This is a genomic window from Pseudomonas sp. Y39-6, assembly GCF_023651955.1.
Taxonomy (GTDB): domain Bacteria; phylum Pseudomonadota; class Gammaproteobacteria; order Pseudomonadales; family Pseudomonadaceae; genus Aquipseudomonas; species Aquipseudomonas veronii.
Map to the genome: position 1 here is coordinate 6,371,150 of NZ_CP069594.1, position 23,396 is coordinate 6,394,545.

Below are 23,396 nucleotides of genomic sequence, written 5' to 3' on the forward strand. Positions count from 1 at the left end.
ATCAGGGACTAATTACAAGTTTTGCCCTGCGCACGGACACCGTTCGACAAGCCCGGCGTTCGCGAGCTTGCGTCACAGATGATTTGGTTATATTTTATACAGTTATTTCATCTTCATCATGTCAGTCATCTTTTCCATTTCATCTTCAAAGTCAAAATTACCTATGACCACAGAACCGTCTAAAGCGCCGCCGCTTTACCCAAAGACCCACCTGCTCGCTGCAAGTGGTATCGCCGCCCTTCTGAGCCTGGCACTCCTGGTATTCCCTTCCAGTGACGTAGAAGCCAAACGAACATCCCTGAGCCTTGACCTGGAAAGTCCCACAGAACAACTGACACAAGATCAAGACGCTTCCGACGCGCAACAAGCCACAAATGCACCCGTCGATTCGCCGTTTGCCCAGATCGAAAGCGCCCCGGACGAAACCGACAAAACCGCCCAGCAGCAGGCTGCACCTGCCGTAGCGCAGGCCAAGAGCCCTCAGCATCGCGAGGTGCTCGTCGGCAAGGGCGACACGCTTTCCACGCTGTTCGAGAAGGTCGGCCTACCTGCCACTACGGTTAATGAGGTCTTGGCCAGCGATAAACAAGCCAAGCAATTCACCCAGCTCAAACGCGGTCAAAAACTCGAATTCGAACTGACCCCAGATGGCCAGCTGAACAACCTGCACAGCAACCTCAGCGACCTGGAAAGCATCACCCTGACCAAGGGTGCCAAGGGTTTCGCGTTCAATCGCATCACCACCAAGCCAGTGATGCGCTCCGCCTACGTACATGGCGTCATCAACAGCTCGCTGTCGCAATCGGCCGCCCGTGCCGGCTTGTCCCACAGCATGACCATGGACATGGCCAGCGTGTTTGGCTACGACATCGACTTCGCCCAGGACATCCGCCAGGGTGACGAATTCGACGTGATCTACGAGCAGAAAGTCGCCAACGGCAAAGTGGTCGGTACCGGCAATATCCTCTCCGCGCGCTTTACCAACCGCGGCAAGACCTACACCGCCGTGCGCTACACCAACAAACAAGGCAACAGCAGTTACTACACCGCTGATGGCAATAGCATGCGCAAGGCCTTTATCCGCACACCTGTGGATTTCGCCCGCATCAGCTCGCGCTTCTCCATGGGACGCAAGCACCCCATCCTGAACAAAATCCGCGCCCACAAAGGCGTCGACTATGCAGCGCCGCGCGGCACGCCCATCAAGGCCGCAGGCGACGGCAAGGTACTGTTGGCCGGACGTCGCGGCGGTTACGGCAACACCGTGATCATCCAGCACGGCAACACCTACCGCACGCTGTATGGCCACATGCAAGGCTTCGCCAAGGGCGTACAGACCGGCGGCAACGTGAAGCAGGGCCAGGTGATCGGCTATATCGGCACGACCGGCCTGTCCACCGGCCCACACTTGCACTATGAATTCCAGGTCAATGGCGTACACGTCGACCCGCTGGGCCAGAAACTGCCGATGGCCGACCCGATCGCCAAGGCCGAACGCGCGCGTTTCATGCAACAAAGCCAACCGCTGATGGCACGCATGGATCAGGAGCGCTCTACCCTGCTGGCTTCGGCGAAGCGCTAAGGTATGCCGCTCTATATAGGCGTGATGTCAGGGACCAGCCTCGATGGCCTGGATATCGCCCTGATCGAACAAGAGGCGGCGATCAAGCTGATCGCCACTCACTACATCCCCATGCCAGACAGCTTGCGCGCGGAGCTGCTTGGCCTGTGCGCCAGCGGCCCGGATGAGATCGCCCGCTCGGCAATGGCCCAGCAGCACTGGGTGACACTCGCCGCCCAGGGCATCCATGCCCTGCTCGACCAGCACAACCTCAAGCCCCAGGACATTCGCGCGATCGGCAGCCATGGGCAGACTATCCGCCATGAACCGGCACGCGGCTTCACCGTACAGATCGGCAACCCTGCCTTGCTCACCGAATTGACCGGCATCACCGTGGTCAGCGACTTCCGCAGCCGCGACGTTGCTGCAGGTGGCCAGGGTGCGCCGTTGGTACCGGCCTTTCATGAAGCACTGTTTGACGAACGCAGCGGGAATCGTGCGGTTTTGAATGTCGGAGGTTTCAGCAACCTCAGCCTGATCGAGACCGGCAAACCCGTAGCCGGCTTCGACTGCGGCCCGGGCAATGTCTTGCTGGATGCCTGGATTCATCAACAGCGCGGCGAACACTTTGATCGCGAGGGTCAATGGGCCGCCAGCGGCAAAGTCGAACCTCAGTTGCTCAACGCGCTGCTCAGTGACCCTTTTTTCTTGACCAAAGGCCCGAAAAGCACCGGGCGCGAAGTGTTCAACCTGGGATGGCTGCAACAACACCTGGCGCGCCTACCCGCCTTCGCCCCCCAGGACATCCAGGCCACGCTGCTGGAACTGACGGCCCTGACCATCGTCGAGGCCCTGCAAACCGCCCAACCCCAGACAAACACCCTGCTTGTCTGCGGCGGCGGCGCGCATAACCGCACGCTGATGAAACGCCTGGCCGCGCTATTGCCATCGACCCAGGTCAGCAGCACCGCTACCTGCGGCGTAGACCCCGATTGGGTCGAAGCCATGGCCTTCGCCTGGCTGGCCCATTGCTGCCTCGAAGGCATCGCCGCCAACCGCCCCAGCGTCACTGGCGCACGCGGGCTACGGGTGCTGGGCGCGATCTACCCCGCCTGACTGCCCGCCAGAATCCGCAGACAGCAAAACGCCGCTTGGCCGATCAAAGCCAAGCGGCGTTTTTGTATCCGTTACCGATCAGATCGAGAACGAAGACCCGCAACCACACGTAGTCGTGGCATTAGGGTTCTTGATCACGAAACGCGAACCCTCCAGACCTTCCTGGTAATCCACCTCGGCGCCTGCCAGGTATTGGAAACTCATGGGGTCCACAACCAGGCTCACGCCCTCGCGCTCGACGATGGTGTCGTCATCGGCCACTTCTTCATCGAAGGTAAAACCGTACTGAAACCCTGAACAACCGCCGCCCGTAACAAATACGCGCAGCTTCAAGCGATCATTACCCTCTTCATCGACCAGGCTCTTCACCTTGTGCGCAGCACCGTGGGTGAATTGCAAAGCCGTGGGGGTGAAGGACTCAACGCTCATGCTGATAATCTCCCGGCGTACCGCCGCCATATGCGTAATGGTCGGTATTATCCGCTTCTCCTAGAAAAGCGGTCAACTATTGTTACGGTATATCAATCTGCGCAGCCGCCATTAAAAACACAAAAGGCCCGATCGACGGGCCTTCTGCTTGGCGACCTGACAGCCTTACGGCAGCATGCCTGCGTGGGACAAGCCCAGCTTCTCATCCAGGCCGAACAGGATGTTCATGTTCTGCACCGCCTGGCCCGAAGCGCCCTTGACCAGATTGTCGATCACCGACAGCACCACCACCAGATCACCGTCCTGCGGCCGATGCACGGCAATCCGGCACACGTTGGCGCCGCGCACACTGCGGGTTTCCGGATGGCTGCCGGCCGGCATCACATCGACGAACGGCTCGTTGGCGTAACGCTTTTCAAACAGCGCCTGCAAATCCACCGAGCGATCCACCACCGTCGCATACAGTGTCGAGTGAATGCCACGGATCATCGGAGTCAGGTGCGGCACGAAGGTCAGCCCCACATCCTTACCGGCGGCGCGACGCAGCCCCTGACGGATTTCCGGCAGATGACGATGCCCTTTTACCGCGTAGGCCTTCATGCTTTCCGACGTTTCAGAGTACAGCGACCCCACCGCCGCCCCACGCCCGGCGCCGCTGACGCCCGACTTGCAGTCGGCAATCAAGCGCGAAACGTCGGCCAGCCCGGCTTCGAGCAATGGCAGGAAGCCCAACTGCGTCGCGGTCGGATAGCAACCCGGCACAGCGATCAGGCGCGCTTGCTTGATCTGCTCACGATTGACTTCCGGCAGGCCGTACACCGCCTCTTCCAACAGCTGCGGCGCGCCGTGTGGCTGGCCGTACCATTTGGCCCACTCGTCGGCATCCTGCAGGCGGAAGTCCGCCGACAGATCGATGACCTTGGTGCCCGCGGCCAGCAACTCGCCGGCCAGCGCATGGGCCACGCCGTGGGGGGTGGCAAAGAACACCACGTCACAGGCGCCGAGGGTCTTGATGTCCGGCACGCTGAACGCCAGGCCGTCGTAATGGCCTCGCAGGTTCGGGTACATATCGGCCACAGCCAGGCCGGCCTCGGATCGGGAAGTGATGACCACCACCTCAGCTTGCGGATGCTGAGCCAACAGACGCAGCAATTCGACACCGGTGTAACCCGTGCCGCCGACGATACCGACCTTGACCATAAACCTGCCCTCAAAGAACCCACTGGAAAGCCGTCGATAATAGGGGCCGCATTGTCCTGCGACAACCGCCAAGGTGACGTAAGGACGCATGAGCCACTACTATCTTCAGTTACCGTGAACCTGGGAATAACTAAAAATGCTTTATCTATGGGTCAAAGCCTTCCATATCGTCAGCATCGTGTGCTGGTTTGCCGGGCTGTTCTACCTGCCGCGCCTGTTCGTCTACCACGCCCAAAGCGAAGACACCGTCAGCAAGGAACGCTTCAGCGTCATGGAGCGCAAGCTGTATCGCGGCATCATGGGCCCGTCGATGCTTGCCACGCTGGTCTTCGGCATCTGGATGATCGCCCTCAACCCCGGCCTCTTCCATATGGGCGCCTGGCTCCACGTCAAGCTGACCCTGGTCGTTCTGCTGATCGGTTACCACCACATGTGCGGCGCGCAGGTAAAACGCTTCGCCCGTGGCGAAAACACCCGCAGCCATGTCTTTTATCGCTGGTTCAATGAATTCCCGGTTCTGATATTGCTGGCTATCGTAATTCTGGTCGTGGTCAAACCGTTCTAACGTCAATGCCTCGGGGTACCTCCAATGTCGCTGCCCGCTTTGCTTGAACAACATCTGCGCCTGCCCGTCGTGGCCGCGCCGATGTTCCTGATTTCCAATCCGCAACTGGTCCTGGCGTGCTGCCGCAATGGCGTGGTCGGAAGTTTCCCGGCACTGAACCAGCGCGAAAGCAGTGGCTTCAAGGCCTGGCTGGAGGAAATCGAAGCGGGCCTGGCGCAGTTGAGCAACCCTGCGCCCTACGCCGTCAACCTCATCGTCCACCACAGCAACCCACGGTTGGAGGCAGACCTGGCGATCTGCGTCGAGCACAAGGTGCCGATCGTCATCACCAGCCTCGGCGCGGTGAAGGCGTTGGTCGATGCGGTACACAGCTACGGCGGCCTGGTCTTCCACGACGTCACCACTCGACGTCACGCCGAGAAAGCCGCCGAAGCCGGGGTGGACGGCCTGATCGCCGTGGCCGCCGGCGCCGGTGGCCATGCCGGCACCTGGAGCCCGTTCGCGTTGATCGCCGAGATTCGCCAGTTCTTCGACAAAACCCTGCTGCTGGCCGGCTGCCTCAACCACGGGCACGAGATCCTGGCCGCCCAGTTGCTGGGCGCGGACCTGGCGTATCTGGGCACGCGGTTTATCGCCACCGCCGAAAGCCACGCGCCGGATGCGTATAAAGAGATGCTGCTCACATCAGGCGCCGTCGACATCGTGCACACTGCCGCAGTGTCCGGCGTGCCCGCGAGCTTCATGCGCCAGAGCCTGGCAAACGCCGGTTTCGACCTGGCCGCCCTGCAAGGCAAAGGCGAAGTCAATTTCGGCGCCAAGCTCAAGCCGTTGAACGACGAGGCCAAGGCCTGGAAGACCGTATGGTCTGCCGGCCAGGGCGTCGGTGAGATCGATGATTTGCCCGGCGTCGATGAACTCGTTGCGCGCCTGGATGCCGAATACCGCGAAGCCCGCGAGAAGGCGGCACAGTTGCGCTGGCCGCGCTGATACACTTGCCGGACCCGCTCATTGAAGCGGGCCTGCCCCCCTCCCCTGTAACATGACAAGGATGCCCGCATGAGCGACAACCGTTTCAAGATTGTGTTTGATGGAGCCCTGCTCCCGGGTGTCGAAAGCACCACCGCTAAACTGAATCTCGCCGAATTGTTCAAAAGCAACGTTGAGGCCATCGAGAAGCTCTTTACCGGTCGCCCCGTCGCCCTCAAGCGCGACCTCGCGCGCCCCGATGCCGAAACCTACCTCACCGCGCTGAAGAACGCCGGGATCGACGCGCGTATCGAAGCCGAACAGCCCGTGGCCTTCAGCCTTGACGAAACCCACGAGACCGAGCCCTCTGCCCGCCCTGCCGCCTCTCCGTATGCACCACCGCGTGCCGCAGTGGGTGACGATTTGCCGGAGTACGCCGAGCTCAAGATCTTCACGATCCATGGCCGCATCGGTCGCCTGCGCTACCTGGCCTGGACGCTGGTACTCACCGTCGCGATGCTCGTCGCCTCGGGCATCCTCGCCACTGCCGGCTTCGCCGTGGCGACCGCTTCGCCGACGGCGGGCATCATCCTGGGCTCGCTGCTGGGTTTCGCGCTGTTCGTGGCGATTGTCTGGGTCAGCGTGCAAATCGGCGTGCAGCGTCTGCACGACCTGGGCTGGTCCGGCTGGCTGTACCTGCTGAACCTGGTGCCGCTGGTGAACAGCATTTTCCCGCTGCTGCTGCTGGTGTTGCCAGGTAAAACCGGCGCCAACCAGTACGGTGCGCCGCCACCGCGCAACTCCACGGCAGTGAAAGTCCTGGCCTCCCTGTGGCTGGCATTTATTCCGTTGATGCTCATCATCTTGATGGCCTTGGGGATGAACGGCTACCTGGACCAACTCGAAAGCAACGTGGACAGCAGCTACGAAAGCAGCTCCATCACCTCCGATGAAGACGCCGATCAAAGCGTGATCGTCAATGAAGAAGACGTGCAAAGTGCTGACGACGCGGCCGAACCTGTAGACTCTCCAGAACAGTGAAAAAACGCCCGCCGCCTGTGATGCCTCTGTCACAGGTCCGGCGGCGTTGCGATGGAGAAAGGCATGACCCGTTACGCTCTGATCACCGGTGCCTCCAGCGGCATCGGCCTGGCCTTGGCCGAAGCACTGGCCCGGCGCGGCCGCAGCTTGATTCTGGTGGCCCGCCAGCGTGATCAGTTGGAAAGCATTGCAATCGAATTGACGCAACGCTTCGGCGTCGAGGTGCTGTTCCGCGCCTGCGACCTGGGTGAGCCGCTGCGTTTGTCCGGGTTCCTGTTGGAGCTTGAGGAAGGCGAGCGGCAGATCGACTTGCTGGTCAACTGCGCTGGCATGGGCACCAGCGGGCCGTTCCTGGCCCAGGACTGGATGACCGAGCAGGACCTGATCGAAGTCAACATCCTCGCCCTGACCCGTATGTGTCACGCCCTCGGCAATGCCATGGCCCTGCATGGCGGCGGGCAGATCCTCAACGTCGCCTCGATCGCCGCATTCCAGCCCGGCCCGTGGATGAGCAGTTACTACGCCAGCAAAGCCTATGTATTGCACTTCTCCGAAGGTCTGCGCGAAGAATTGAAAACCTGCGGCATCAAGGTCTCGGTGCTGTGCCCCGGCCCGACGCGCACGGCCTTCTTCGGCACGGCGCAAATGGACACCGCCAAGCTCGAGCGCAGCGCGCACTTGATGAGCCCGGAAGAAGTGGCGCTCTACACCGTGCGCGCCCTGGAAAAAAACCAAGCCATCATCATCCCCGGCCGCCGCAATCGCTGGCTCGCCTTCAGTCCGCGCTTGAGCCCACGCTGGCTGACCCGCAAGCTCGCCGGCGCGATCAACAAGGCCTATTGCCCGCGCTGAAGGCTTGAGTACACTCACCCTGCACATTCACCATGGAGAAACAGCTTTGGATACTCTGTTCACCAAGATCATCAACAGAGAAATACCCGCGAAGATCATCTATGAAGATGATCAGGTCCTCGCCTTCCACGATATCGCCCCACAAGCGCCGGTACATTTTCTGGTTATCCCGAAAAAACCGATCCGCACCCTGAACGATCTGACCGAAAGCGACAAAACCCTGGCTGGGCACATCCTGTTCACCGCTCAGCGCCTGGCCCTGGAACAGGGCTGCGAGAAGGGCTTTCGTGTGGTGATGAACTGCAATGAAGACGGTGGACAGACCGTTTACCATATCCACATGCATGTGCTGGGTCAGCGCCAGATGAACTGGCCGCCGGGCTGATACGCCTGACACACGGGTCGCCGGCCTCCCGCATGCGACCCCATGCCCTTGACTCAACGCAAACGCTTCGCCCTCTCTTGCGGTAAACTGGCCGCCGAGATTCTTCCCGGAGGTCAGCATGACTACCCAACGTCACTACTCGCCGATTGACCGTCTGTTGTTGCAAGCCGACACGGCCATACGCACGCTGCTGCCATTCAGCGGCCAGCCGTATCGCCCGTCGCCCGCCATCGTGCAGCCCGATGCACAGATGAACGAGACCGACACCCGCCACGTCGCCGGCCTGATGCGTATCAACCATACCGGCGAAGTCTGTGCCCAGGCGCTGTACCAGGGCCAGGCGCTGACCGCCAAGCTGCCGCAAGTGCGCGCAGCCATGGAGCATGCCGCCGAGGAAGAAATCGACCACCTGGCCTGGTGCGAGCAACGCATTCGCCAATTGGGCAGCCATCCCAGCGTGCTGAACCCGCTGTTCTATGGCCTGTCGTTTGGGATTGGCGCCGCAGCCGGCTTGATCAGCGACAAAGTCAGCCTGGGGTTTGTCGCGGCCACGGAACAGCAAGTATGCAAGCACCTGGATGAGCACCTGGAACAGTTACCGACCGAAGACGAAAAGTCCCGGGCGATTCTTGAACAGATGCGTATCGACGAAGAACACCACGCAGAAAGCGCACTGGACGCCGGTGGTTTCCGCTTCCCGGCGCCGGTGAGGTTTGGCATGAGCCTGATGGCCAAGGTCATGACCAAAAGCACCTACCGCATCTAACCTGCAAAAAAGGGCGCTATCAAAGCGCCCTGTCTTTATTGCCGACGAATCCCTGGATCAGCCCAACTCAATGATTTCGTAATCATGGGTAATGGCGACACCGGCCGCGCCCAGCATGATCGATGCCGAGCAATACTTCTCGGCCGACAGCTCGATGGCACGTTTGACCTGGGCTTCTTTCAGCGCCCGGCCCTTGACCACGAAATGCATATGGATCTTGGTGAACACCTTGGGATCTTCAGTCGCACGCTCGGCTTCGAGGAAGGCTTCGCAGCTTTCCACGGCCTGGCGGGACTTTTTCAGAATGCTGACCACGTCGAAATTGCTGCAACCGCCTACACCAAGCAGGAGCATTTCCATCGGGCGTACGCCCAGGTTGCGGCCACCGGCTTCCGGCGGACCGTCCATGACCACGACATGGCCACTGCCCGACTCACCGAGGAACATGGCTTCGCCCGCCCATTGGATGCGTGCCTTCATCGCCCAGACTCCACTGCTAAAAAAGGGTCGCCAGCTTAGCACACGACCCGCGGCCGGCAGCTTTTGCGCGTAAAGCCATCAATCGCCACAGTTACCCGGTAAATTGGCTAATCGAGTCACAATGTGTCTGGTAAGCTGGCGCCAAATGAATGGCGCATTGCCATCCTTTGTACAACGTGTATCAATGCAGATACAGCTGGATAAAAACAATTCCAACCACCCTGTGCAGTCTTTTTCGGGATACAACCATGGTTGCTTTTACTCCCATACCCAAGATCAAGAATCTCGACAGACTGCTGACGCATTGCCAGAGTCGTCGTTACCCGGCCAAGCACAACATCATCTGCGCAGGCGAACGCTCCGAAACACTGTTCTTCATTATCAAGGGCTCGGTCACCATCCTGATCGAGGATGAAGACGGCCGCGAGATGATCATTGCCTACCTCAATACCGGCGATTTCTTCGGCGAGCTGGGGTTATTTGAACAAGCGGGCAAAGAACAGGAGCGCAGCGCCTGGGTGCGGACCAAAATCGAGAGCGAAGTGGCCGAGATCAGTTACACGAAGTTTCGTGAACTGACCCAGCACGATCCCGACATCCTTTATGCACTGAGCGGCCAGATTGCCCAGCGCCTGCGGGACACCACGCGCAAAGTCGGCGACCTGGCATTCTTTGATGTCACCGGCCGTGTGGCCCGCTGTCTGTTGGAGCTGTGCAAGCAGCCTGACGCGATGACTCACCCCGATGGTATGCAGATCAAAGTCACGCGCCAGGAGATCGGGCGCATTGTCGGTTGTTCACGGGAGATGGTCGGTCGCGTGCTCAAGGATCTGGAAGAACGCAACCTGGTAGACGTCAAAGGCAAGACGATGGTGGTGTTCGGCACCCGTTAAACCGGCAGGAAGCTGGCCAGCATCTGCCGGTACAACGCATCCAGCCGACTGAGCGCGTCCGGTGCGGGGAAGGCTTCGTGCAGGGCGATATGGCTGTCGGCGCGAACGCGCTGTTCCAGGCCGCAGGCTTGATTGAAGCGATTGACCGCCGCGATCAGTTCTTCGCGATCGTTGTCCAGCAACAAGGCTCCGTGTACCAGCCCCACCGGACGGCCACCACTTTGGCGCCAGCGCTGGGCGGTGCCGACCATTTTGCGGCCATTGAGGTTGACGTTGTAGCGGCCGTCGCAGAACGCGCCGTCGATTTCGCCGACGGAAGCATCGCCGCCCAGTTCGATCAGCAAGTCACAGATCGGCTGGCACAAACGCAGGTAGCCGGTTTCGATGCGCCCCTGATCGCCTTCGCTGCGCGGCGGTGCGTAGACCAGGGCGATATTGACCGTGGCGTTTGATTGCGGCACCGGCTCGCCGCCGGTTTCGCGTAACAGCACCGGCCAGCCCGCCGCGGCTGACACTTGGCTGGCCACGTCAAACCCCGGCAGTCGGCTCAAGCGCCGCGGCATCACCAATGCCTGATCACTGGGCTGCCAGAACAGCAGGCCAAACGCCTGCTCCCCTGCACAAACAGCCGCCAGCAGGTTTTGCTCGGCAGCAAGCCCGGCTTCGACGCTCATCGACACTGGCTGGATCATCGAACACCTACCTCGCTGAATAAACACAAAACCCAATGTGAATGTGGGAGGGGGCTTGCCCCCGATGGCGGAGTGTCAGTCAGTACATCTATCAACTGATACACCGCCATCGGGGGCAAGTCGAACCGTCGCACCGCCCCTCCCACATGTTGACCGCACTTCAAATACTGACCGCGGTTTGATCAATCCAGGGTCGAACCGCTGACTGCCACACCACGCTCCGGGAAGAACAGGCGTTGCAGTTCGGCGCCCGGGTTCTCGGCGCGCATGAAGGTCTCGCCCACCAGGAACGAATACACGTCGCTGATTTCCATCAGCTCCACGTCGGCGCGGTTAACGATGCCGCTTTCGGTAATCACCAGGCGGTCGCGCGGGATAAGCGGCAGCAGGTCGAGGGTGTTTTCCAGGCTGACTTCGAAGGTGTGCAGGTTGCGGTTGTTGACCCCCACCAGCGGTGTGTCGAGGGTTTTCAGCGCACGTTCCAGCTCATCGCCGTCGTGGACTTCCACCAGCACGTCGAGGCCGACGCTTTTGGCCACGGCCGCCAGCTCGGCCATCTTCACGTCATCCAGCGCGGAGACGATCAGCAGCACACAGTCGGCGCCCAGGGCACGGGCTTCAACGATCTGGTATGGATCGATCATGAAGTCCTTGCGGATCACCGGCAACTTGCACGCGGCGCGGGCCTGTTGCAGGAACAGGTCGGAACCCTGGAAGAAATCGACATCAGTCAGCACGGAGAGGCAAGTCGCCCCGCCTCTCTCATAGCTGACGGCGATGTCGGCCGGTACGAAGTTTTCGCGGATCACGCCTTTGCTTGGCGAGGCCTTCTTGATTTCAGCGATGACAGCCGGCTGCTTGAGCTTGGCCTGGGCGATCAAGGTCTTGGCGAAGCCACGCGGCGCATCGGCGATTTTCGCCTGGCTTTCCAGCTCGGCCAGGCTCACGCGGGCACGGCGTTCCGCGACTTCTTCGGCTTTGCGGGCCAGGATCTTTTCCAGAACGGTCGGCACACTCATCCTTCATTCTCCATCTTGAACACCGCAGTAAAGGCCCCCAGTTCTTCGAGCTTCTCGCGGGCAAGGCCGGTGTGCAATGCATCATGCGCGAGGGCCACGCCTTCGTTAAGACTATAGGCGTGATCGGCGGCATAAAGCGCGGCACCGGCATTGAGCACAATCATTTCGGCGGCTTTCTGGCCGTTTTCGGTCTTGCGACGCCCCAAGGCGTCCTGAATCAGCGCCAGGGAGTCCGCCGGACTTTCCACTGCCAGGCCGTGCAGGCTCTGGCTCTTCATGCCGAGATCTTCAGGCTCGACCCAATATTCGGTGATCTGATCATTCTTCAGCTCCGCCACAAAGGTCGGCGCCGCCAGGCTGAATTCGTCCAGGCCGTCTTTGGAATGCACCACCAGCACATGCTTGCTGCCCAGGCGCTGCAACACTTCGGCCAACGGCCGGCACAACGCCTGGCTGAACACGCCGACCACCTGATGCTTCACACCGGCCGGATTCGTAAGCGGGCCGAGCATGTTGAACAGGGTGCGCAGGCCGAGATCCTTGCGCGGGCCGGCGGCGTGTTTCATCGCGCCGTGGTGGGACTGCGCAAACATGAAGCCGATGCCCACGTTGTCGATGCAGCGCGCCACTTGTACGGGGGTCAGGTTCAGGTAGATCCCGGCCGCTTCGAGCAGATCCGCGCTGCCGCTTTTGCCGGACACCGCTCGGTTGCCGTGTTTGGCCACGGTGCAACCCGCCGCCGCGACCACGAAGGAGGCCGCCGTGGACACGTTGAAAATATTCGCACCGTCACCGCCGGTGCCGACCACGTCGACCACGCCGTCGAGGGTCTTGAGCTCGACCTTGTCTGCCAGCTCGCGCATCACCGACACGGCGCCGACGATTTCGTCGATGCTCTCGCTCTTCATACGCATCGCCATCATGAACGCGCCGATCTGCGCGTCGGTGCATTGACCGGTCATGATCTCACGCATCACATCGCTCATTTCCGCGGTGCTCAGGTCCAGATGGCCGACGATACGGCTCAGGGCAGTCTTGATATCCATGAAAATTCCTTAGCGCGTGCCGCCGCTCTGCTTGAGAAAGTTGGCGAACAGCTCGTAGCCCTGCTCGGTCAGGATCGACTCGGGGTGAAACTGCACCCCTTCGATGTTCAGTGTCTTGTGGCGCAAGCCCATGATCTCGTCGACCGAGCCGTCTTCCAGCTGGGTCCAGGCGGTCAATTCCAGGCAGTCGGGCAGGGTTTCGCGCTTGACCACCAGCGAATGGTAGCGCGTCACGGTGACCGGCAGGTTGAGGCCTTCGAACACACCAAGGTTGTTATGGAACACCGGGCTGGTCTTGCCGTGCATCACTTGGCGCGCCCGCACCACCTCACCGCCAAACGCCTGGCCGATGGACTGGTGGCCCAGGCACACGCCGAGGATCGGCAGCTTGCCGGCGAAGTATTTGATCGCCTCCAGGGAGATGCCCGCCTCGGTCGGCGTGCAGGGCCCCGGCGAAACCACAATGCGCTCCGGGTTCAGGGCGGCGATTTCGGCGACGGTCAGTTCGTCGTTGCGCACCACCTTGACCTCGGCACCAAGCTCGCCCAGGTACTGCACAACGTTGTAGGTAAAGGAGTCGTAGTTATCAATCATCAGCAACATGGGGGAAACCTCAAGAATTCTTAGCCCTGGGGGGTCTGTTCAGCCAACGCCACTGCACGGAACATGGCGCGGCGCTTGTTCAGGGTTTCTTCCCATTCGAGGGCCGGCACCGAGTCGGCGACGATCCCGCCACCGGCCTGCACATGCAGTTCCCCGTCCTTGATCACCGCCGTGCGAATCGCAATGGCGGTGTCCATGTTGCCGTTCCAGGCGAAATACCCCACGGCGCCGCCGTAGACACCGCGCTTGACCGGCTCGAGCTCGTCGATGATCTCCATCGCGCGAATCTTCGGCGCGCCCGACAAGGTGCCCGCCGGCAGAATCGCCCGCAGCGCGTCCATCGCGGTCAGGCCGGCCTTCAATTCGCCGGTGACGTTGGAGACGATGTGCATCACGTTGGAGTAGCGCTCGATGACCATCTTCTCCGTCAACTTCACCGAACCGATTTCCGAGACGCGCCCGGTGTCATTGCGGCCCAGGTCGATCAGCATGAGGTGCTCGGCGATTTCCTTGTCGTCGCTGAGCAGCTCTTCTTCGAGCGCCAGGTCCGCTTCCTCGGTCGCGCCACGCGGGCGGGTACCGGCGATCGGGCGCACGGTGATCAGGTTGTCTTCGACGCGCACCAGCACTTCCGGCGAACTGCCGACGACGTGGAAGTCGCCGAAGTTGAAGAAGTACATGTACGGCGTCGGGTTGAAGCAACGCAGCGCACGGTACAGGTCGATCGGCGCGGCCTTGAAGTCGATGGACATGCGTTGCGACGGCACCACCTGCATGCAGTCTCCAGCGAGGATGTATTCCTTGATGGTATCGACCGCCCGCTCGTAGTCATCCTGGGTAAAGCTGGAGCGGAACACCGGGTCGGCCGCCGGCGGACGGCGCAGGTCCAGGCCGCGACGCGGGGTGATCGGCTGGCGCAGTTTTTCCAGCAGGGCTTCGAGGCTGGCCAGGCCTTGCTCGAACGCATCGCTCTGGGCGGGGTCGGCCAGCACGATTGCATGCATCTTGCCGGCGAGGTTGTCGAACACCACCACGGCGTCGGAGACCATCAGCAGAATGTCCGGAACGCCCAATGGATCGGGGTTCGGGCATTTACCCAGGCGTTTTTCCACATAACGCACGCAGTCGTAGCCGAAATACCCGACCAGGCCGCCGTTGAAACGCGGCAGCCCAGGGATGGTCGGCACGTTGTAGCGCGCCTTGAAGGTTTCGACGAAGGCCAGTGGGTCTTCGACGTCATGGCTTTCGATCTCGACGCCGTCATGGGTGATGCTGACGTGATGGTCGTACACGCGCATGACGGTGCGGCACGGCAGGCCGATGATCGAGTAACGGCCCCACTTCTCGCCGCCCTGTACCGATTCAAGCAGGTAGGAGTTGGGCGCGTCGGCCAGCTTCAGGTAGATCGACAGCGGCGTGTCGAAGTCGGCCAGGGTTTCGCAGGCCAGGGGGATACGGTTGTAGCCGGCAGCGGCCAAGCGCAGGAATTCTTCGCGGATCATGAGGTGCCTCGTGGCATGAGGGTCTAACAGTCAGGTGTGCAAACGTGCCGCAGCGCGGCCAGGATTCAGTCAGGCGCGCCAACGCCAGCGGGCCAGGGCCTTGATAACTTTCATCCAGAGTTTGCGAGTGACTACCACGATGGTATTTCCAGAAGGGGATGGATCGGTGTCGGCCAACGTTATCTCAGCGCCCGCTCCCAAGCAACCGGGGATTAGTCGGCGCAGGTCATCAATTACCAGCGCGGGCGACTCTTCGGCGATCGGCCGACCGTGGTTATAGCCGTAACTCAAGGCCACGCACTGCACGCCCGCCGCCTTGGCCGCCAGCACATCGCTACGCGAATCGCCGACAAACAACGACTGGGACGCCGGGATATTGGCCATTTTCATCACGAAAAACAGCGCCGCCGGGTCGGGTTTCTTCTGCGGCAAGGTATCGCCACCGATGATCCAGCGGAAATAACGACCGATTTTCATCTGGTCCAGCAACGGCGCGACGAAGCGCTCCGGCTTGTTGGTGATCAGGGCCATTTCCACGCCCTGCTTGCTCAGCCATTTGAGAGTGTCGCGCACGCCGGGGTACACCACGGTCAGTTCGTGGTGGTCTTCATAGGCGAGGTTGAACAATTCCAGGGCATGTTCGGCCTCGACATCATCGACCCCCTCGGCCTCGATGTGGTTGGCCAGCGCCCGGCGTACCAGTACCTGCGCACCGTTGCCGACCCATTTGCGCACCGACTCGATACCGACCGGCTTGCGCCCCAGCTTGAGCAGCATCTCGTCCACCGCCGCCGCCAGGTCCGGCACCGAGTCGATCAACGTACCGTCCAGATCGAACATCACCAGCCGTGGCAGTTTGCCGGGGAACAGCCGCTCGAAGCCGCTCATGGACGCGCCAGCGCCAGTTCCGCACGCATCTTGGCGATGACGTCCTGGTAGTTCGGCGCATTGAAGATCGCCGAGCCGGCGACAAAGGTGTCGGCGCCGGCGGCAGCGATTTCGCGGATATTGTTGACGTTGACCCCGCCGTCGATTTCCAGGCGGATCTCACGCCCCGAGGCATCGATCAGCGCACGGGCTTCGCGCAGCTTGTCGAGGGTGCCGGGGATGAACTTCTGCCCGCCGAAACCTGGGTTGACGCTCATCAGCAGCACCATGTCGACTTTGTCCATCACGTACTTGAGCACGTCCAGCGGGGTGGCCGGGTTGAACACCAGGCCCGCCTTGCAGCCGCCTTCGCGGATCAGTTGCAGGGTGCGGTCGACGTGCAGCGAGGCTTCCGGGTGGAAGGTGATGTAAGTCGCGCCCGCTTCAATGAAGTCCCCGACGATGCGGTCTACCGGGCTGACCATCAGGTGCGCGTCGATCGGCGCGGTGACACCGTACTTGCGCAACGCCGCGCAAACCATCGGGCCGATGGTCAGGTTGGGGACGTAGTGGTTGTCCATGACATCGAAGTGGACGAAGTCGGCACCGGCGGCCAACACGTTGTCCACTTCCTCACCCAGACGGGCGAAGTCGGCGGAGAGAATCGATGGAGCGATAACGAAGGGCTGCATGACGCACCTTTTTTGAGCTAAATCACAATGGCGCGCATTGTATACCTCATGCTTTGCCCAGCGCACCGTGACCTAACTCAACGGCTAGTACGCCGCCCGATAGATTTTCTCGATATCGGCAGCGCTGAGTTGGCGCGGATTGTTGCACATCAGGCGCTCGATGCCCGCCGCTTCCACGGCCATGGCCGCGAGGGCGTCTTCGGGGATACCGAAGCTGCGCAGGCCCGACGGGATCTCCACCGCGGCGCACAGTCGCGTCATCGCCTCGACCGCCTGGTCGGCGGCTTCATTGACGCTCAGGCCGGTGACATTCACGCCCATGGCCTGGGCAATGTCCTGCATGCGTTCGACACACGCCAGCTTGTTCCAGTGCATGACATACGGCAGCAACAGCGCATTGCTCACGCCATGGGCGATATTGAAGCGCCCGCCCAGCGGATACGCCAACGCATGCACCGCGCCGACCCCGGCGTTACCGAACGCCATCCCGGCCATCAGGCTGGCGGTGGCCATGTCGTCGCGGGCCTGCAGGTTGGCCGGGTTGGCGTAAGCCTTGGGCAACGCCTTGGCAATCAGCTTGATCGCGCCGATGGCCAAGGCATCGGTAATCGGCGAGGCGTTCAGCGACAGGTAGGACTCAATGGCATGCACCAGCGCATCCACGCCACTGGCGGCGGTGACGCTGCGCGGGCAGGTCAGGGTCATCTGCGGGCTGATGAGTGCGACGTCCGGCAGCAGGAAGTCACTGACGATGCCCTTTTTCAGTTGCGCGGCCTTGTCGGAGAGGATCGCGACGTTGGTCACTTCCGAGCCGGTGCCGGCCGTCGTGGGAATGGCGATCAGCGGCGGGCCCTTGCGCGGCACCTGATCGACACCGAACAGGTCCGCCAGCGCGCCGTGGTATCCGGCATAGGCCGCCACGCTCTTGGCGATATCGATCGCACTGCCGCCGCCCAGGCCGATCAGGCCGTCATGCCCGCCTTCGCGGTAGGCGCGCATGCAATCTTCGACAATGGCGATTTCCGGGTCGGGCAGCACCCGGTCGAAGATCTCGTAGGAGCGCTCGCCCAAATGCGCCAGCGCCAGCGCCACGGTGCCGGACTTGACCAGCGCGGCATCGGTGACGATCAGCGGGTTGTCGACATCCAGCCGCGTCAACTCTGCGGCCAATTGCTCGATGGCGCCGGCGCCAGTCAACAGTTTGTGGGCGATCTTGAATGAGGAAGTACTCATGTGCGCGGCCTCTTGTCGATTGTGGGCTGGCACAAGAGTAGCTGACGGAGATCGGTTGTCTTCCATTCAACAGCTGAATGGTCACAGTACCCATGTGGGAGGGAGCTTGCTCCCGATGGCGGTGGTTCAGCCAACACATCTATTGCCTGACACACTGCCATCGGGAGCAAGCCCCCTCCCACATTTAGACCTGGGCGGTGCGCAACTTCTCGCTACGGCCGCGCAGCCATTCCAGGGTCAGCAGCAGCAACACCGAGAAAGCAATCAGCAAGGTCGCCGCGGCGGCAATCGTCGGGCTGAGGTTTTCGCGGATACCGCTGAACATCTGGCGCGGCAGGGTCGCTTGCTCGGGGCCGGCGAGGAACAGCGTCACCACCACTTCGTCGAACGAGGTGGCAAACGCGAACAGCGCCCCGGAAATCACCCCCGGCGCGATCAGCGGCAAGGTCACCCGGCGAAACGCGGTCAACGGCGATGCCCCCAGGCTGGCCGCTGCCCGCACCAGGTTATGGTTGAAACCCTGCAAGGTCGCGGACACCGTGATGATCACAAACGGCACGCCCAACACGGCGTGGACCACGATCAGCGAGAAGAAACTGTTACCCAGCCCCAGCGGCGCGAAGAACAGGTAACTGGCCACGCCGATGATCACCACCGGCACCACCATCGGCGAAATCACCAGGGCCATCACCAGCGCCTTGCCGGGGAAATGCCCACGGGTCAGGCCGATCGCCGCCAACGTGCCGAACACCATGGCCAGCACGGTGGCCGCCGGGGCGACGATGACGCTGTTCTTCAGCGCCCGCATCCATTCGGCCGAGGCGAAAAAGTCCTGGTACCAGTGCAGCGAGAAGCCTTGCAGCGGGTACACCAGGAAGCTGCCGCTGTTGAACGACAGCGGGATGATCACCAGCACAGGCAGAATCAGGAACAGCAGGATCAAGCCGCAGAGGATCCGCAAGCTGTAGAACCACACCCGCTCCACGGGCGACATATAAGGGCTCAGCATCGCAAGGTCTCCTTAGCTCAGGCGCAGGCGGCTGGCGCCCACCAGCCGGTTGTAGATCAGGTACAGCAGCACGGTGGCCAGCAGCAGCAAGCCGCCCAACGCGGTCGCCATGCCCCAGTTGATGCTGGTGTTGGTGTAGAAGGCCACGAAGTAGCTGACCATCTGGTCGTTCGGGCTGCCCAGCAAGGCCGGGGTGATGTAGTAACCAATCGCCAGGATGAACACCAGCAGGCAGCCTGCGCCCACACCGGCGTAGGTTTGCGGGAAGTACACGCGCCAGAAGCTGGCGAATGGGTGACAGCCCAGGGAAATCGCGGCGCGCATGTAGGTCGGCGAGATGCCTTTCATCACGCTGTAGATCGGCAGAATCATGAACGGCAGCAGGATATGCACCATGGAGATGTAGACCCCGGTGCGGTTGAACACCAGCTCCAGCGGCTTATCGATCAGGCCCATGCCCATCAGCGCGCTGTTGATCAAGCCACCGGACTGCAGCAGCACGATCCACGCCGCCACGCGCACCAGGATCGAGGTCCAGAACGGCAGCAGCACCAGAATCATCAGCAGGTTGCTTTGCCGTGCCGGCAGGTTGGCCAGCAGGTAGGCCAGCGGATAGGCCAACAGCAGGCAGACAAAAGTGATCACCAGGCCCATCCAGAAGGTGCGGGCGAAGATGTCCAGGTAGATCGCCTGGTCCGGCGTGGCCGGGGCCACTTCGCCGAGGTCGTCGATACGGTGATCGACGGCCGCCAGCAGATAGTACGGCGTCAGGCTGCTGGTATTGCGCCGGATCGCCTGCCAGTACGCCGGGTCGCCCCAGCGTTCGTCGAGGGTTTCCAACGCTTCTTTATAAGAGGCCGGCGCTTCGGTAAACGGCAGCGCCCGCGCGGTTTTGGTCAGCAGGCTGCGATAGCCGGCCAGTTCCATGTTCAAGCGTTTCGACAGATCGCCGAGGGTCTGGTTCTTGCGCGCTTCGCCAAGGTCTTCGCTGAGCGCCTGGTACACCGGCTCGCCAGGCAAGCCGCGACCGTCCCAGGTCTTCACCGCCACCACCGTGCGCGGCAGGCCGCCCACGACTTCCGGGTTGCCGACACTTTTGTACAACAGCGCAACGATCGGCACCAGGAACACCAGCAGCAAAAACAGCACCAGCGGCGCAATCAAGGCCTGGGCCTTCCAGCGATTAAGCCGCTCAGCACGCGCCAGGCGCTGCTTGAGGGTGGGGCTGTTGACCTCGGTCGAGGGAACGGCGATGGCCATGGCTAACTCCGAAACTTGAAAATGAATGCACTCTGCCAAACGCAGCAGATCCCCTGTGGGAGGGGGTTTGCTCCCGATGGCGGTGTATCAGTTGATAGATGTTCTGACTGACACTTCGCTATCGGGGGCAAGCCCCCTCCCACATGGCTTATTTGGCAGCCCAGGAATTGAAGCGCTGCTCAAGTTGCTCGCCGTTATCCGCCCAGAAGCTCACATCGATCTGCACCTGGTTGGCGATGTTCTCAGGCGTGGTCGGCATGTCTTTGAGCACGTCCTTGGCCAGCAACGGTACGGCTTGGGTGTTGGCCGGGCCGTAAGCGATGTTTTCCGAGTAGATCTTCTGCTGCTGCGGCTGCACCGAGAAGGCGATGAACTTCTTCGCCGCTTCTGCGCGATCCTTGGCCAGGCCTTTTGGAATAGCCCACGCGTCGAAGTCGTAGATGCCACCGTTCCAGACCACTTTCAGGTTGCTCTCTTTCTGTACGGCAGCGATGCGACCGTTGTAGGCCGAGCTCATCACTACGTCACCCGAGGCGAGGTACTGCGGCGGTTGCGCGCCGGCTTCCCACCACTGGATCGACGGCTTGAGTTCGTCGAGCTTTTTGAACGCACGGTCCTGGCCGTCTTTGCCGGCCAGCACTTTGTACACATCCTTCGGCGCCACGCCGTCAGCCATCAACGCGAATTCGAGGGTGTATTTGGCACCCTTGCGCAGGCCGCGCTTGCCAGGGAATTTCTTGGTGTCCCAGAAGTCCGCCCAACTGGTCGGCGCGCTGCTCAGCTTGTCAGCGTTGTAGGCGAGTACGGTCGACCACACGAAGAAGCCCACGCCGCATGGCTGGATCGCGCCTTTGACGTAGTCAGCGCTGTTGCCGAACAGTTTCGGGTCCAGCGGCTCGAACATGTCTTCGTCGCAACCACGGGACAGTTCCGGCGATTCCACTTCCACCAGGTCCCAGGACACGCTCTTGGTGTCGACCATGGCTTTGATCTTGGCCATCTCACCGTTGTACTCGCCGGCGACGATTTTGCCGTTGCCCGCACTTTCCCACGGTGCATAGAAAGCCTTGACCTGTGCGGCCTTGTTCGCGCCACCAAAGGACACGACCGTCAGATCCGGGCCGGCCATGGCCTGGGTCGCGCCGATCAAGCCGATCGCCAGTGCGGAATACTTAAGGGATCTCAACATTGTTGTTCTCTCCACGTGCAGGGTTGGTGAAGCCATGGGGGCGATTATTTCGCCTCTAGAAGTGGGTCGAGTGCGCGAACGTGCTCGACTTGCCAGCCAATCGGTACCACGTCGCCGACCGCCAGTGCCGGGTCCAGCTCGGCGATCGGTTGTTTCACAAAAAAATCAGTCATGCCGCAGACTTCCAGGCGCACGCGCACGTGGTCGCCCAGGTAGACAAATTCCGCTACTCGCCCAGAGAAGCGGTTCACGCAACGTTCGCTAGAGCCATTGAGGCTGACGCGCTCAGGCCGCACCGACAAGGTCACCGGGCCGCCAACCTGGCCGACGTTCACCGCCAGCGCCTCGACTTTCTCGCCGCGCGCCAGTTCCACCACGCAGCGGTCGCCGGTGTGGCTGTGCAGGCGACCGTTGAGGCGGTTGTTTTCGCCGATGAAGTTGGCGACGAAGGTATTTTTCGGCTCTTCGTACAGGGTGCGTGGCGCCGCGATCTGCTGGATCTCGCCCTGGTGGAACACGGCCACCCGGTCGGACATGGTCAAGGCTTCGCCCTGGTCGTGGGTCACATACACCACGGTCACGCCGAGGCGTTGGTGCAGGTGCTTGATCTCCATCTGCATGTGTTCGCGCAATTGCTTGTCGAGGGCGCCGAGGGGTTCGTCCATCAGCACCAGCTGCGGTTCGAACACCAGCGCCCGGGCCAACGCCACACGCTGTTGCTGGCCGCCGGAGAGTTGCGCCGGGTAGCGTTGGGCGAAGGCGTCGAGCTGGACCATGCTCAGCACGCGCTTGACCCGCTCGCTGATATCGGTCTTGCTCAACCCTCGCACCGACAGGGGAAACGCCAGGTTCTCGGCCACGGTCATGTGCGGGAACAACGCGTAGTTCTGGAACACCATGCCGATATCGCGCTTGTGCGGCGGCACGTGGTTGATGGCACGCCCGGCCAGCTGGATTTCGCCGGCAGTCGGCGTTTCGAAGCCGGCCAGCATCATCAGGCTGGTGGTCTTACCCGAACCCGACGGCCCTAGCAGGGTGAGGAACTCGCCCTTGCGAATCTCCAGGTTGAGGTCTTTGACGATCAGGTTCTCGCCGTCGTAGCTCTTCTGCACGCCACGAAAGCTGACCAGCACATCATTTGAATCCGCCTCGCTCATACCCGCACCTTTGTATTTTGGACTGCTGTGGCACAAGCGTAGTCCAGGGGCGGGGCCCCGGAAATCGGGGGCCAGGAGAGAATCACATCAGCCGGATGGAAGGTTGGGGGTAGGGAACGCCCTACAGCGATGGCGGGGATAGAACAGCGCCGCTATGAGCGCCAGGCTGCAAGCGCCGAGAACGGGCAAATGGCGCCCTGAAGGAGGTCGCAAACAGGCATGTCGTCAGAGCAGCTTGTGCTCCATGGCGTACTTCACCAGTTCGGCCAGGGAGGTGATATTGAGCTTTTGCATCAGGCGTGCCTTATGGGTGCTGATGGTCTTGCTGCTCAACGCCAGTTGCTGGGCGATGTCGTTGACGTTGGCGCCCTGGGCCAGGCGTTCGAACACCGAGAACTCGCGTTCCGACAGCAGCGAATGCAAAGGTCGCGAATCGGTCAGGCCGACCTCGAAGACCATGCGATCGGCCAGGTCCGGGTCGATATAGCGCCCGCCGGCCGCGACCTTGCGAATCGCCATCAAGAGCAGGGCCGGGTCGCTGTCCTTGGTGGCATAACCGGCCGCGCCTACCTTCAAGGCCCGCGCGGCCATCTGCGCTTCATCGTGCATCGATAGCACCAGGATCGCTGGCGGATTGCTCAGCGCACGAATCCGCGCGATGGCTTCCAGGCCGTTGACGCCAGGCATCGAGATATCCAGCAACACCACCTCGCAAGGCACATGGCGCAAGGTCTCCAGCAACTGCTCGCCATTGCCCGCCTCGCCCACCACCAGCAAGTCTTTGGCCAGGCCGATCAATTGCTTGATGCCTTCACGCACGATGGTGTGGTCTTCGGCTACCAGTACACGGATCACAGGGGTTTCCTCTTATTG

The 23,396-nt window shown here is 61.5% G+C and carries 25 protein-coding genes; 9 read left to right on the forward strand and 16 right to left on the reverse strand.

Translation table 11 applies throughout. From position 1 onward, the window contains the following. Window positions 1-163 precede the first annotated feature (163 nt). Both JN756_RS29110 and JN756_RS29115 read left to right on the forward strand, forming a co-directional pair. On the forward strand, window positions 164-1,582 hold the full coding sequence (locus JN756_RS29110) for a peptidoglycan DD-metalloendopeptidase family protein (protein ID WP_108524974.1): 1,419 nt from the start codon (window positions 164-166) through the stop codon (window positions 1,580-1,582). A 3-nt stretch (window positions 1,583-1,585) separates the two neighbouring features. Continuing rightward, window positions 1,586-2,677 (forward strand): anhydro-N-acetylmuramic acid kinase, encoded by a 1,092-nt coding sequence (locus JN756_RS29115; RefSeq protein ID WP_169863692.1) that lies wholly within the window; start codon window positions 1,586-1,588, stop codon window positions 2,675-2,677. Window positions 2,678-2,755: 78 nt separating this feature from the next. Here the strand turns inward: JN756_RS29115 and erpA are convergent, their stop codons facing one another. Together erpA and argC are read right to left on the reverse strand one after the other, a co-directional pair. Beyond that, window positions 2,756-3,106, reverse strand: coding sequence for an iron-sulfur cluster insertion protein ErpA (gene erpA, locus JN756_RS29120; protein WP_007906865.1), 351 nt, complete (start codon window positions 3,104-3,106; stop codon window positions 2,756-2,758). A 165-nt stretch (window positions 3,107-3,271) separates the two neighbouring features. After that, window positions 3,272-4,306, reverse strand: a complete 1,035-nt coding sequence (gene argC, locus JN756_RS29125; protein WP_017847781.1) for an N-acetyl-gamma-glutamyl-phosphate reductase — start codon at window positions 4,304-4,306, stop codon at window positions 3,272-3,274. A gap of 136 nt (window positions 4,307-4,442) precedes the next feature. Here argC and hemJ point away from each other — a divergent pair, with 136 nt between their 5' ends. The 6 genes from hemJ (at window position 4,443) to coq7 (ending at window position 8,881) form a co-directional block, all read left to right on the forward strand. Then, window positions 4,443-4,871 carry a protoporphyrinogen oxidase HemJ gene (gene hemJ, locus JN756_RS29130; protein WP_017847782.1) on the forward strand — a complete coding sequence of 143 codons (429 nt, stop codon included), beginning with the start codon at window positions 4,443-4,445 and terminating at the stop codon, window positions 4,869-4,871. A 24-nt stretch (window positions 4,872-4,895) separates the two neighbouring features. Next, complete coding sequence (locus tag JN756_RS29135; RefSeq protein WP_079444811.1) at window positions 4,896-5,858, forward strand: NAD(P)H-dependent flavin oxidoreductase; 963 nt, start codon at window positions 4,896-4,898, stop codon at window positions 5,856-5,858. A gap of 69 nt (window positions 5,859-5,927) precedes the next feature. Then, entirely contained in the window at window positions 5,928-6,878 is a 951-nt protein-coding gene (locus JN756_RS29140) for a DUF805 domain-containing protein (protein WP_201021595.1), read from the forward strand. 63 nt (window positions 6,879-6,941) lie between these two features. Further along, window positions 6,942-7,730, forward strand: a complete 789-nt coding sequence (locus tag JN756_RS29145) for an SDR family NAD(P)-dependent oxidoreductase (protein ID WP_017847785.1) — start codon at window positions 6,942-6,944, stop codon at window positions 7,728-7,730. A gap of 46 nt (window positions 7,731-7,776) precedes the next feature. Next, a complete protein-coding gene (locus JN756_RS29150) occupies window positions 7,777-8,115 on the forward strand; it encodes a histidine triad nucleotide-binding protein (RefSeq protein WP_017847786.1) in 339 nt (112 codons plus the stop codon). A gap of 118 nt (window positions 8,116-8,233) precedes the next feature. Continuing rightward, window positions 8,234-8,881: a 2-polyprenyl-3-methyl-6-methoxy-1,4-benzoquinone monooxygenase gene (coq7, locus tag JN756_RS29155; RefSeq protein ID WP_017847787.1), complete on the forward strand. Its 648-nt coding sequence runs from the start codon at window positions 8,234-8,236 to the stop codon at window positions 8,879-8,881. A 57-nt stretch (window positions 8,882-8,938) separates the two neighbouring features. Here the strand turns inward: coq7 and JN756_RS29160 are convergent, their stop codons facing one another. Further along, window positions 8,939-9,361 (reverse strand): OsmC family protein, encoded by a 423-nt coding sequence (locus JN756_RS29160; protein ID WP_005792019.1) that lies wholly within the window; start codon window positions 9,359-9,361, stop codon window positions 8,939-8,941. 248 nt (window positions 9,362-9,609) lie between these two features. Between JN756_RS29160 and crp the strand changes: the two genes are divergently transcribed. Next, the gene (crp, locus tag JN756_RS29165; protein ID WP_017847788.1) at window positions 9,610-10,254 is read left to right on the forward strand and encodes a cAMP-activated global transcriptional regulator CRP; all 645 of its coding nucleotides are present in this window, start codon (window positions 9,610-9,612) and stop codon (window positions 10,252-10,254) included. Here the strand turns inward: crp and JN756_RS29170 are convergent. The 13 genes from JN756_RS29170 to JN756_RS29230 all read right to left on the reverse strand — a co-directional run bounded on the left by JN756_RS29170 (window position 10,251) and on the right by JN756_RS29230 (window position 23,378). Next, window positions 10,251-10,946, reverse strand: a complete 696-nt coding sequence (locus tag JN756_RS29170; protein WP_128192554.1) for a lipoate--protein ligase family protein — start codon at window positions 10,944-10,946, stop codon at window positions 10,251-10,253. The genes crp and JN756_RS29170 overlap by 4 nt on opposite strands. 182 nt (window positions 10,947-11,128) lie before the next feature. Next, window positions 11,129-11,965, reverse strand: coding sequence for an indole-3-glycerol phosphate synthase TrpC (gene trpC, locus JN756_RS29175; RefSeq protein WP_201021596.1), 837 nt, complete (start codon window positions 11,963-11,965; stop codon window positions 11,129-11,131). Next, window positions 11,962-13,011, reverse strand: coding sequence for an anthranilate phosphoribosyltransferase (gene trpD, locus JN756_RS29180; protein WP_017847791.1), 1,050 nt, complete (start codon window positions 13,009-13,011; stop codon window positions 11,962-11,964). The genes trpC and trpD overlap by 4 nt, the downstream gene beginning before the upstream one ends. Window positions 13,012-13,020: 9 nt before the next feature. After that, window positions 13,021-13,614 (reverse strand): aminodeoxychorismate/anthranilate synthase component II, encoded by a 594-nt coding sequence (locus tag JN756_RS29185; RefSeq protein ID WP_017847792.1) that lies wholly within the window; start codon window positions 13,612-13,614, stop codon window positions 13,021-13,023. A 20-nt stretch (window positions 13,615-13,634) separates the two neighbouring features. Continuing rightward, entirely contained in the window at window positions 13,635-15,116 is a 1,482-nt protein-coding gene (gene trpE / locus JN756_RS29190; RefSeq protein ID WP_046381870.1) for an anthranilate synthase component I, read from the reverse strand. 69 nt (window positions 15,117-15,185) lie between these two features. Continuing rightward, on the reverse strand, window positions 15,186-16,004 hold the full coding sequence (locus JN756_RS29195) for a phosphoglycolate phosphatase (RefSeq protein ID WP_046381869.1): 819 nt from the start codon (window positions 16,002-16,004) through the stop codon (window positions 15,186-15,188). Beyond that, entirely contained in the window at window positions 16,001-16,675 is a 675-nt protein-coding gene (rpe, locus tag JN756_RS29200; protein WP_046381868.1) for a ribulose-phosphate 3-epimerase, read from the reverse strand. The genes JN756_RS29195 and rpe overlap by 4 nt, the downstream gene beginning before the upstream one ends. 84 nt (window positions 16,676-16,759) lie before the next feature. Continuing rightward, window positions 16,760-17,908 (reverse strand): iron-containing alcohol dehydrogenase, encoded by a 1,149-nt coding sequence (locus tag JN756_RS29205; RefSeq protein WP_126587658.1) that lies wholly within the window; start codon window positions 17,906-17,908, stop codon window positions 16,760-16,762. Between the two features lie 184 nt (window positions 17,909-18,092). Beyond that, window positions 18,093-18,917, reverse strand: coding sequence for an ABC transporter permease (locus JN756_RS29210; RefSeq protein ID WP_017847797.1), 825 nt, complete (start codon window positions 18,915-18,917; stop codon window positions 18,093-18,095). A gap of 12 nt (window positions 18,918-18,929) precedes the next feature. Beyond that, window positions 18,930-20,177, reverse strand: a complete 1,248-nt coding sequence (locus JN756_RS29215) for an ABC transporter permease (protein WP_046381866.1) — start codon at window positions 20,175-20,177, stop codon at window positions 18,930-18,932. Window positions 20,178-20,325: 148 nt separating this feature from the next. Beyond that, window positions 20,326-21,366, reverse strand: coding sequence for an ABC transporter substrate-binding protein (locus tag JN756_RS29220; protein WP_057005388.1), 1,041 nt, complete (start codon window positions 21,364-21,366; stop codon window positions 20,326-20,328). Window positions 21,367-21,410: 44 nt separating this feature from the next. Then, window positions 21,411-22,523, reverse strand: coding sequence for an ABC transporter ATP-binding protein (locus tag JN756_RS29225; protein WP_046381864.1), 1,113 nt, complete (start codon window positions 22,521-22,523; stop codon window positions 21,411-21,413). Window positions 22,524-22,748: 225 nt separating this feature from the next. Continuing rightward, entirely contained in the window at window positions 22,749-23,378 is a 630-nt protein-coding gene (locus JN756_RS29230; protein WP_017847801.1) for a response regulator, read from the reverse strand. Window positions 23,379-23,396 lie beyond the last annotated feature (18 nt).

Excerpts from the sequence above, each read along its gene's own strand:
- JN756_RS29110 (WP_108524974.1), top strand. The coding sequence starts at position 164 with ATGACCACAGAACCGTCTAAAGCGCCGCCGCTTTACCCAAAGACCCAC.
- JN756_RS29115 (WP_169863692.1), top strand. The coding sequence starts at position 1,586 with ATGCCGCTCTATATAGGCGTGATGTCAGGGACCAGCCTCGATGGCCTG.
- erpA (WP_007906865.1), bottom strand. The coding sequence starts at position 3,106 with ATGAGCGTTGAGTCCTTCACCCCCACGGCTTTGCAATTCACCCACGGT.
- argC (WP_017847781.1), bottom strand. The coding sequence starts at position 4,306 with ATGGTCAAGGTCGGTATCGTCGGCGGCACGGGTTACACCGGTGTCGAA.
- hemJ (WP_017847782.1), top strand. The coding sequence starts at position 4,443 with ATGCTTTATCTATGGGTCAAAGCCTTCCATATCGTCAGCATCGTGTGC.
- JN756_RS29135 (WP_079444811.1), top strand. The coding sequence starts at position 4,896 with ATGTCGCTGCCCGCTTTGCTTGAACAACATCTGCGCCTGCCCGTCGTG.
- JN756_RS29140 (WP_201021595.1), top strand. The coding sequence starts at position 5,928 with ATGAGCGACAACCGTTTCAAGATTGTGTTTGATGGAGCCCTGCTCCCG.
- JN756_RS29145 (WP_017847785.1), top strand. The coding sequence starts at position 6,942 with ATGACCCGTTACGCTCTGATCACCGGTGCCTCCAGCGGCATCGGCCTG.
- coq7 (WP_017847787.1), top strand. The coding sequence starts at position 8,234 with ATGACTACCCAACGTCACTACTCGCCGATTGACCGTCTGTTGTTGCAA.
- JN756_RS29160 (WP_005792019.1), bottom strand. The coding sequence starts at position 9,361 with ATGAAGGCACGCATCCAATGGGCGGGCGAAGCCATGTTCCTCGGTGAG.
- crp (WP_017847788.1), top strand. The coding sequence starts at position 9,610 with ATGGTTGCTTTTACTCCCATACCCAAGATCAAGAATCTCGACAGACTG.
- JN756_RS29170 (WP_128192554.1), bottom strand. The coding sequence starts at position 10,946 with ATGATCCAGCCAGTGTCGATGAGCGTCGAAGCCGGGCTTGCTGCCGAG.
- trpC (WP_201021596.1), bottom strand. The coding sequence starts at position 11,965 with ATGAGTGTGCCGACCGTTCTGGAAAAGATCCTGGCCCGCAAAGCCGAA.
- trpD (WP_017847791.1), bottom strand. The coding sequence starts at position 13,011 with ATGGATATCAAGACTGCCCTGAGCCGTATCGTCGGCCATCTGGACCTG.
- JN756_RS29185 (WP_017847792.1), bottom strand. The coding sequence starts at position 13,614 with ATGTTGCTGATGATTGATAACTACGACTCCTTTACCTACAACGTTGTG.
- trpE (WP_046381870.1), bottom strand. The coding sequence starts at position 15,116 with ATGATCCGCGAAGAATTCCTGCGCTTGGCCGCTGCCGGCTACAACCGT.
- JN756_RS29195 (WP_046381869.1), bottom strand. The coding sequence starts at position 16,004 with ATGAGCGGCTTCGAGCGGCTGTTCCCCGGCAAACTGCCACGGCTGGTG.
- rpe (WP_046381868.1), bottom strand. The coding sequence starts at position 16,675 with ATGCAGCCCTTCGTTATCGCTCCATCGATTCTCTCCGCCGACTTCGCC.
- JN756_RS29205 (WP_126587658.1), bottom strand. The coding sequence starts at position 17,908 with ATGAGTACTTCCTCATTCAAGATCGCCCACAAACTGTTGACTGGCGCC.
- JN756_RS29210 (WP_017847797.1), bottom strand. The coding sequence starts at position 18,917 with ATGCTGAGCCCTTATATGTCGCCCGTGGAGCGGGTGTGGTTCTACAGC.
- JN756_RS29215 (WP_046381866.1), bottom strand. The coding sequence starts at position 20,177 with ATGGCCATCGCCGTTCCCTCGACCGAGGTCAACAGCCCCACCCTCAAG.
- JN756_RS29220 (WP_057005388.1), bottom strand. The coding sequence starts at position 21,366 with ATGTTGAGATCCCTTAAGTATTCCGCACTGGCGATCGGCTTGATCGGC.
- JN756_RS29225 (WP_046381864.1), bottom strand. The coding sequence starts at position 22,523 with ATGAGCGAGGCGGATTCAAATGATGTGCTGGTCAGCTTTCGTGGCGTG.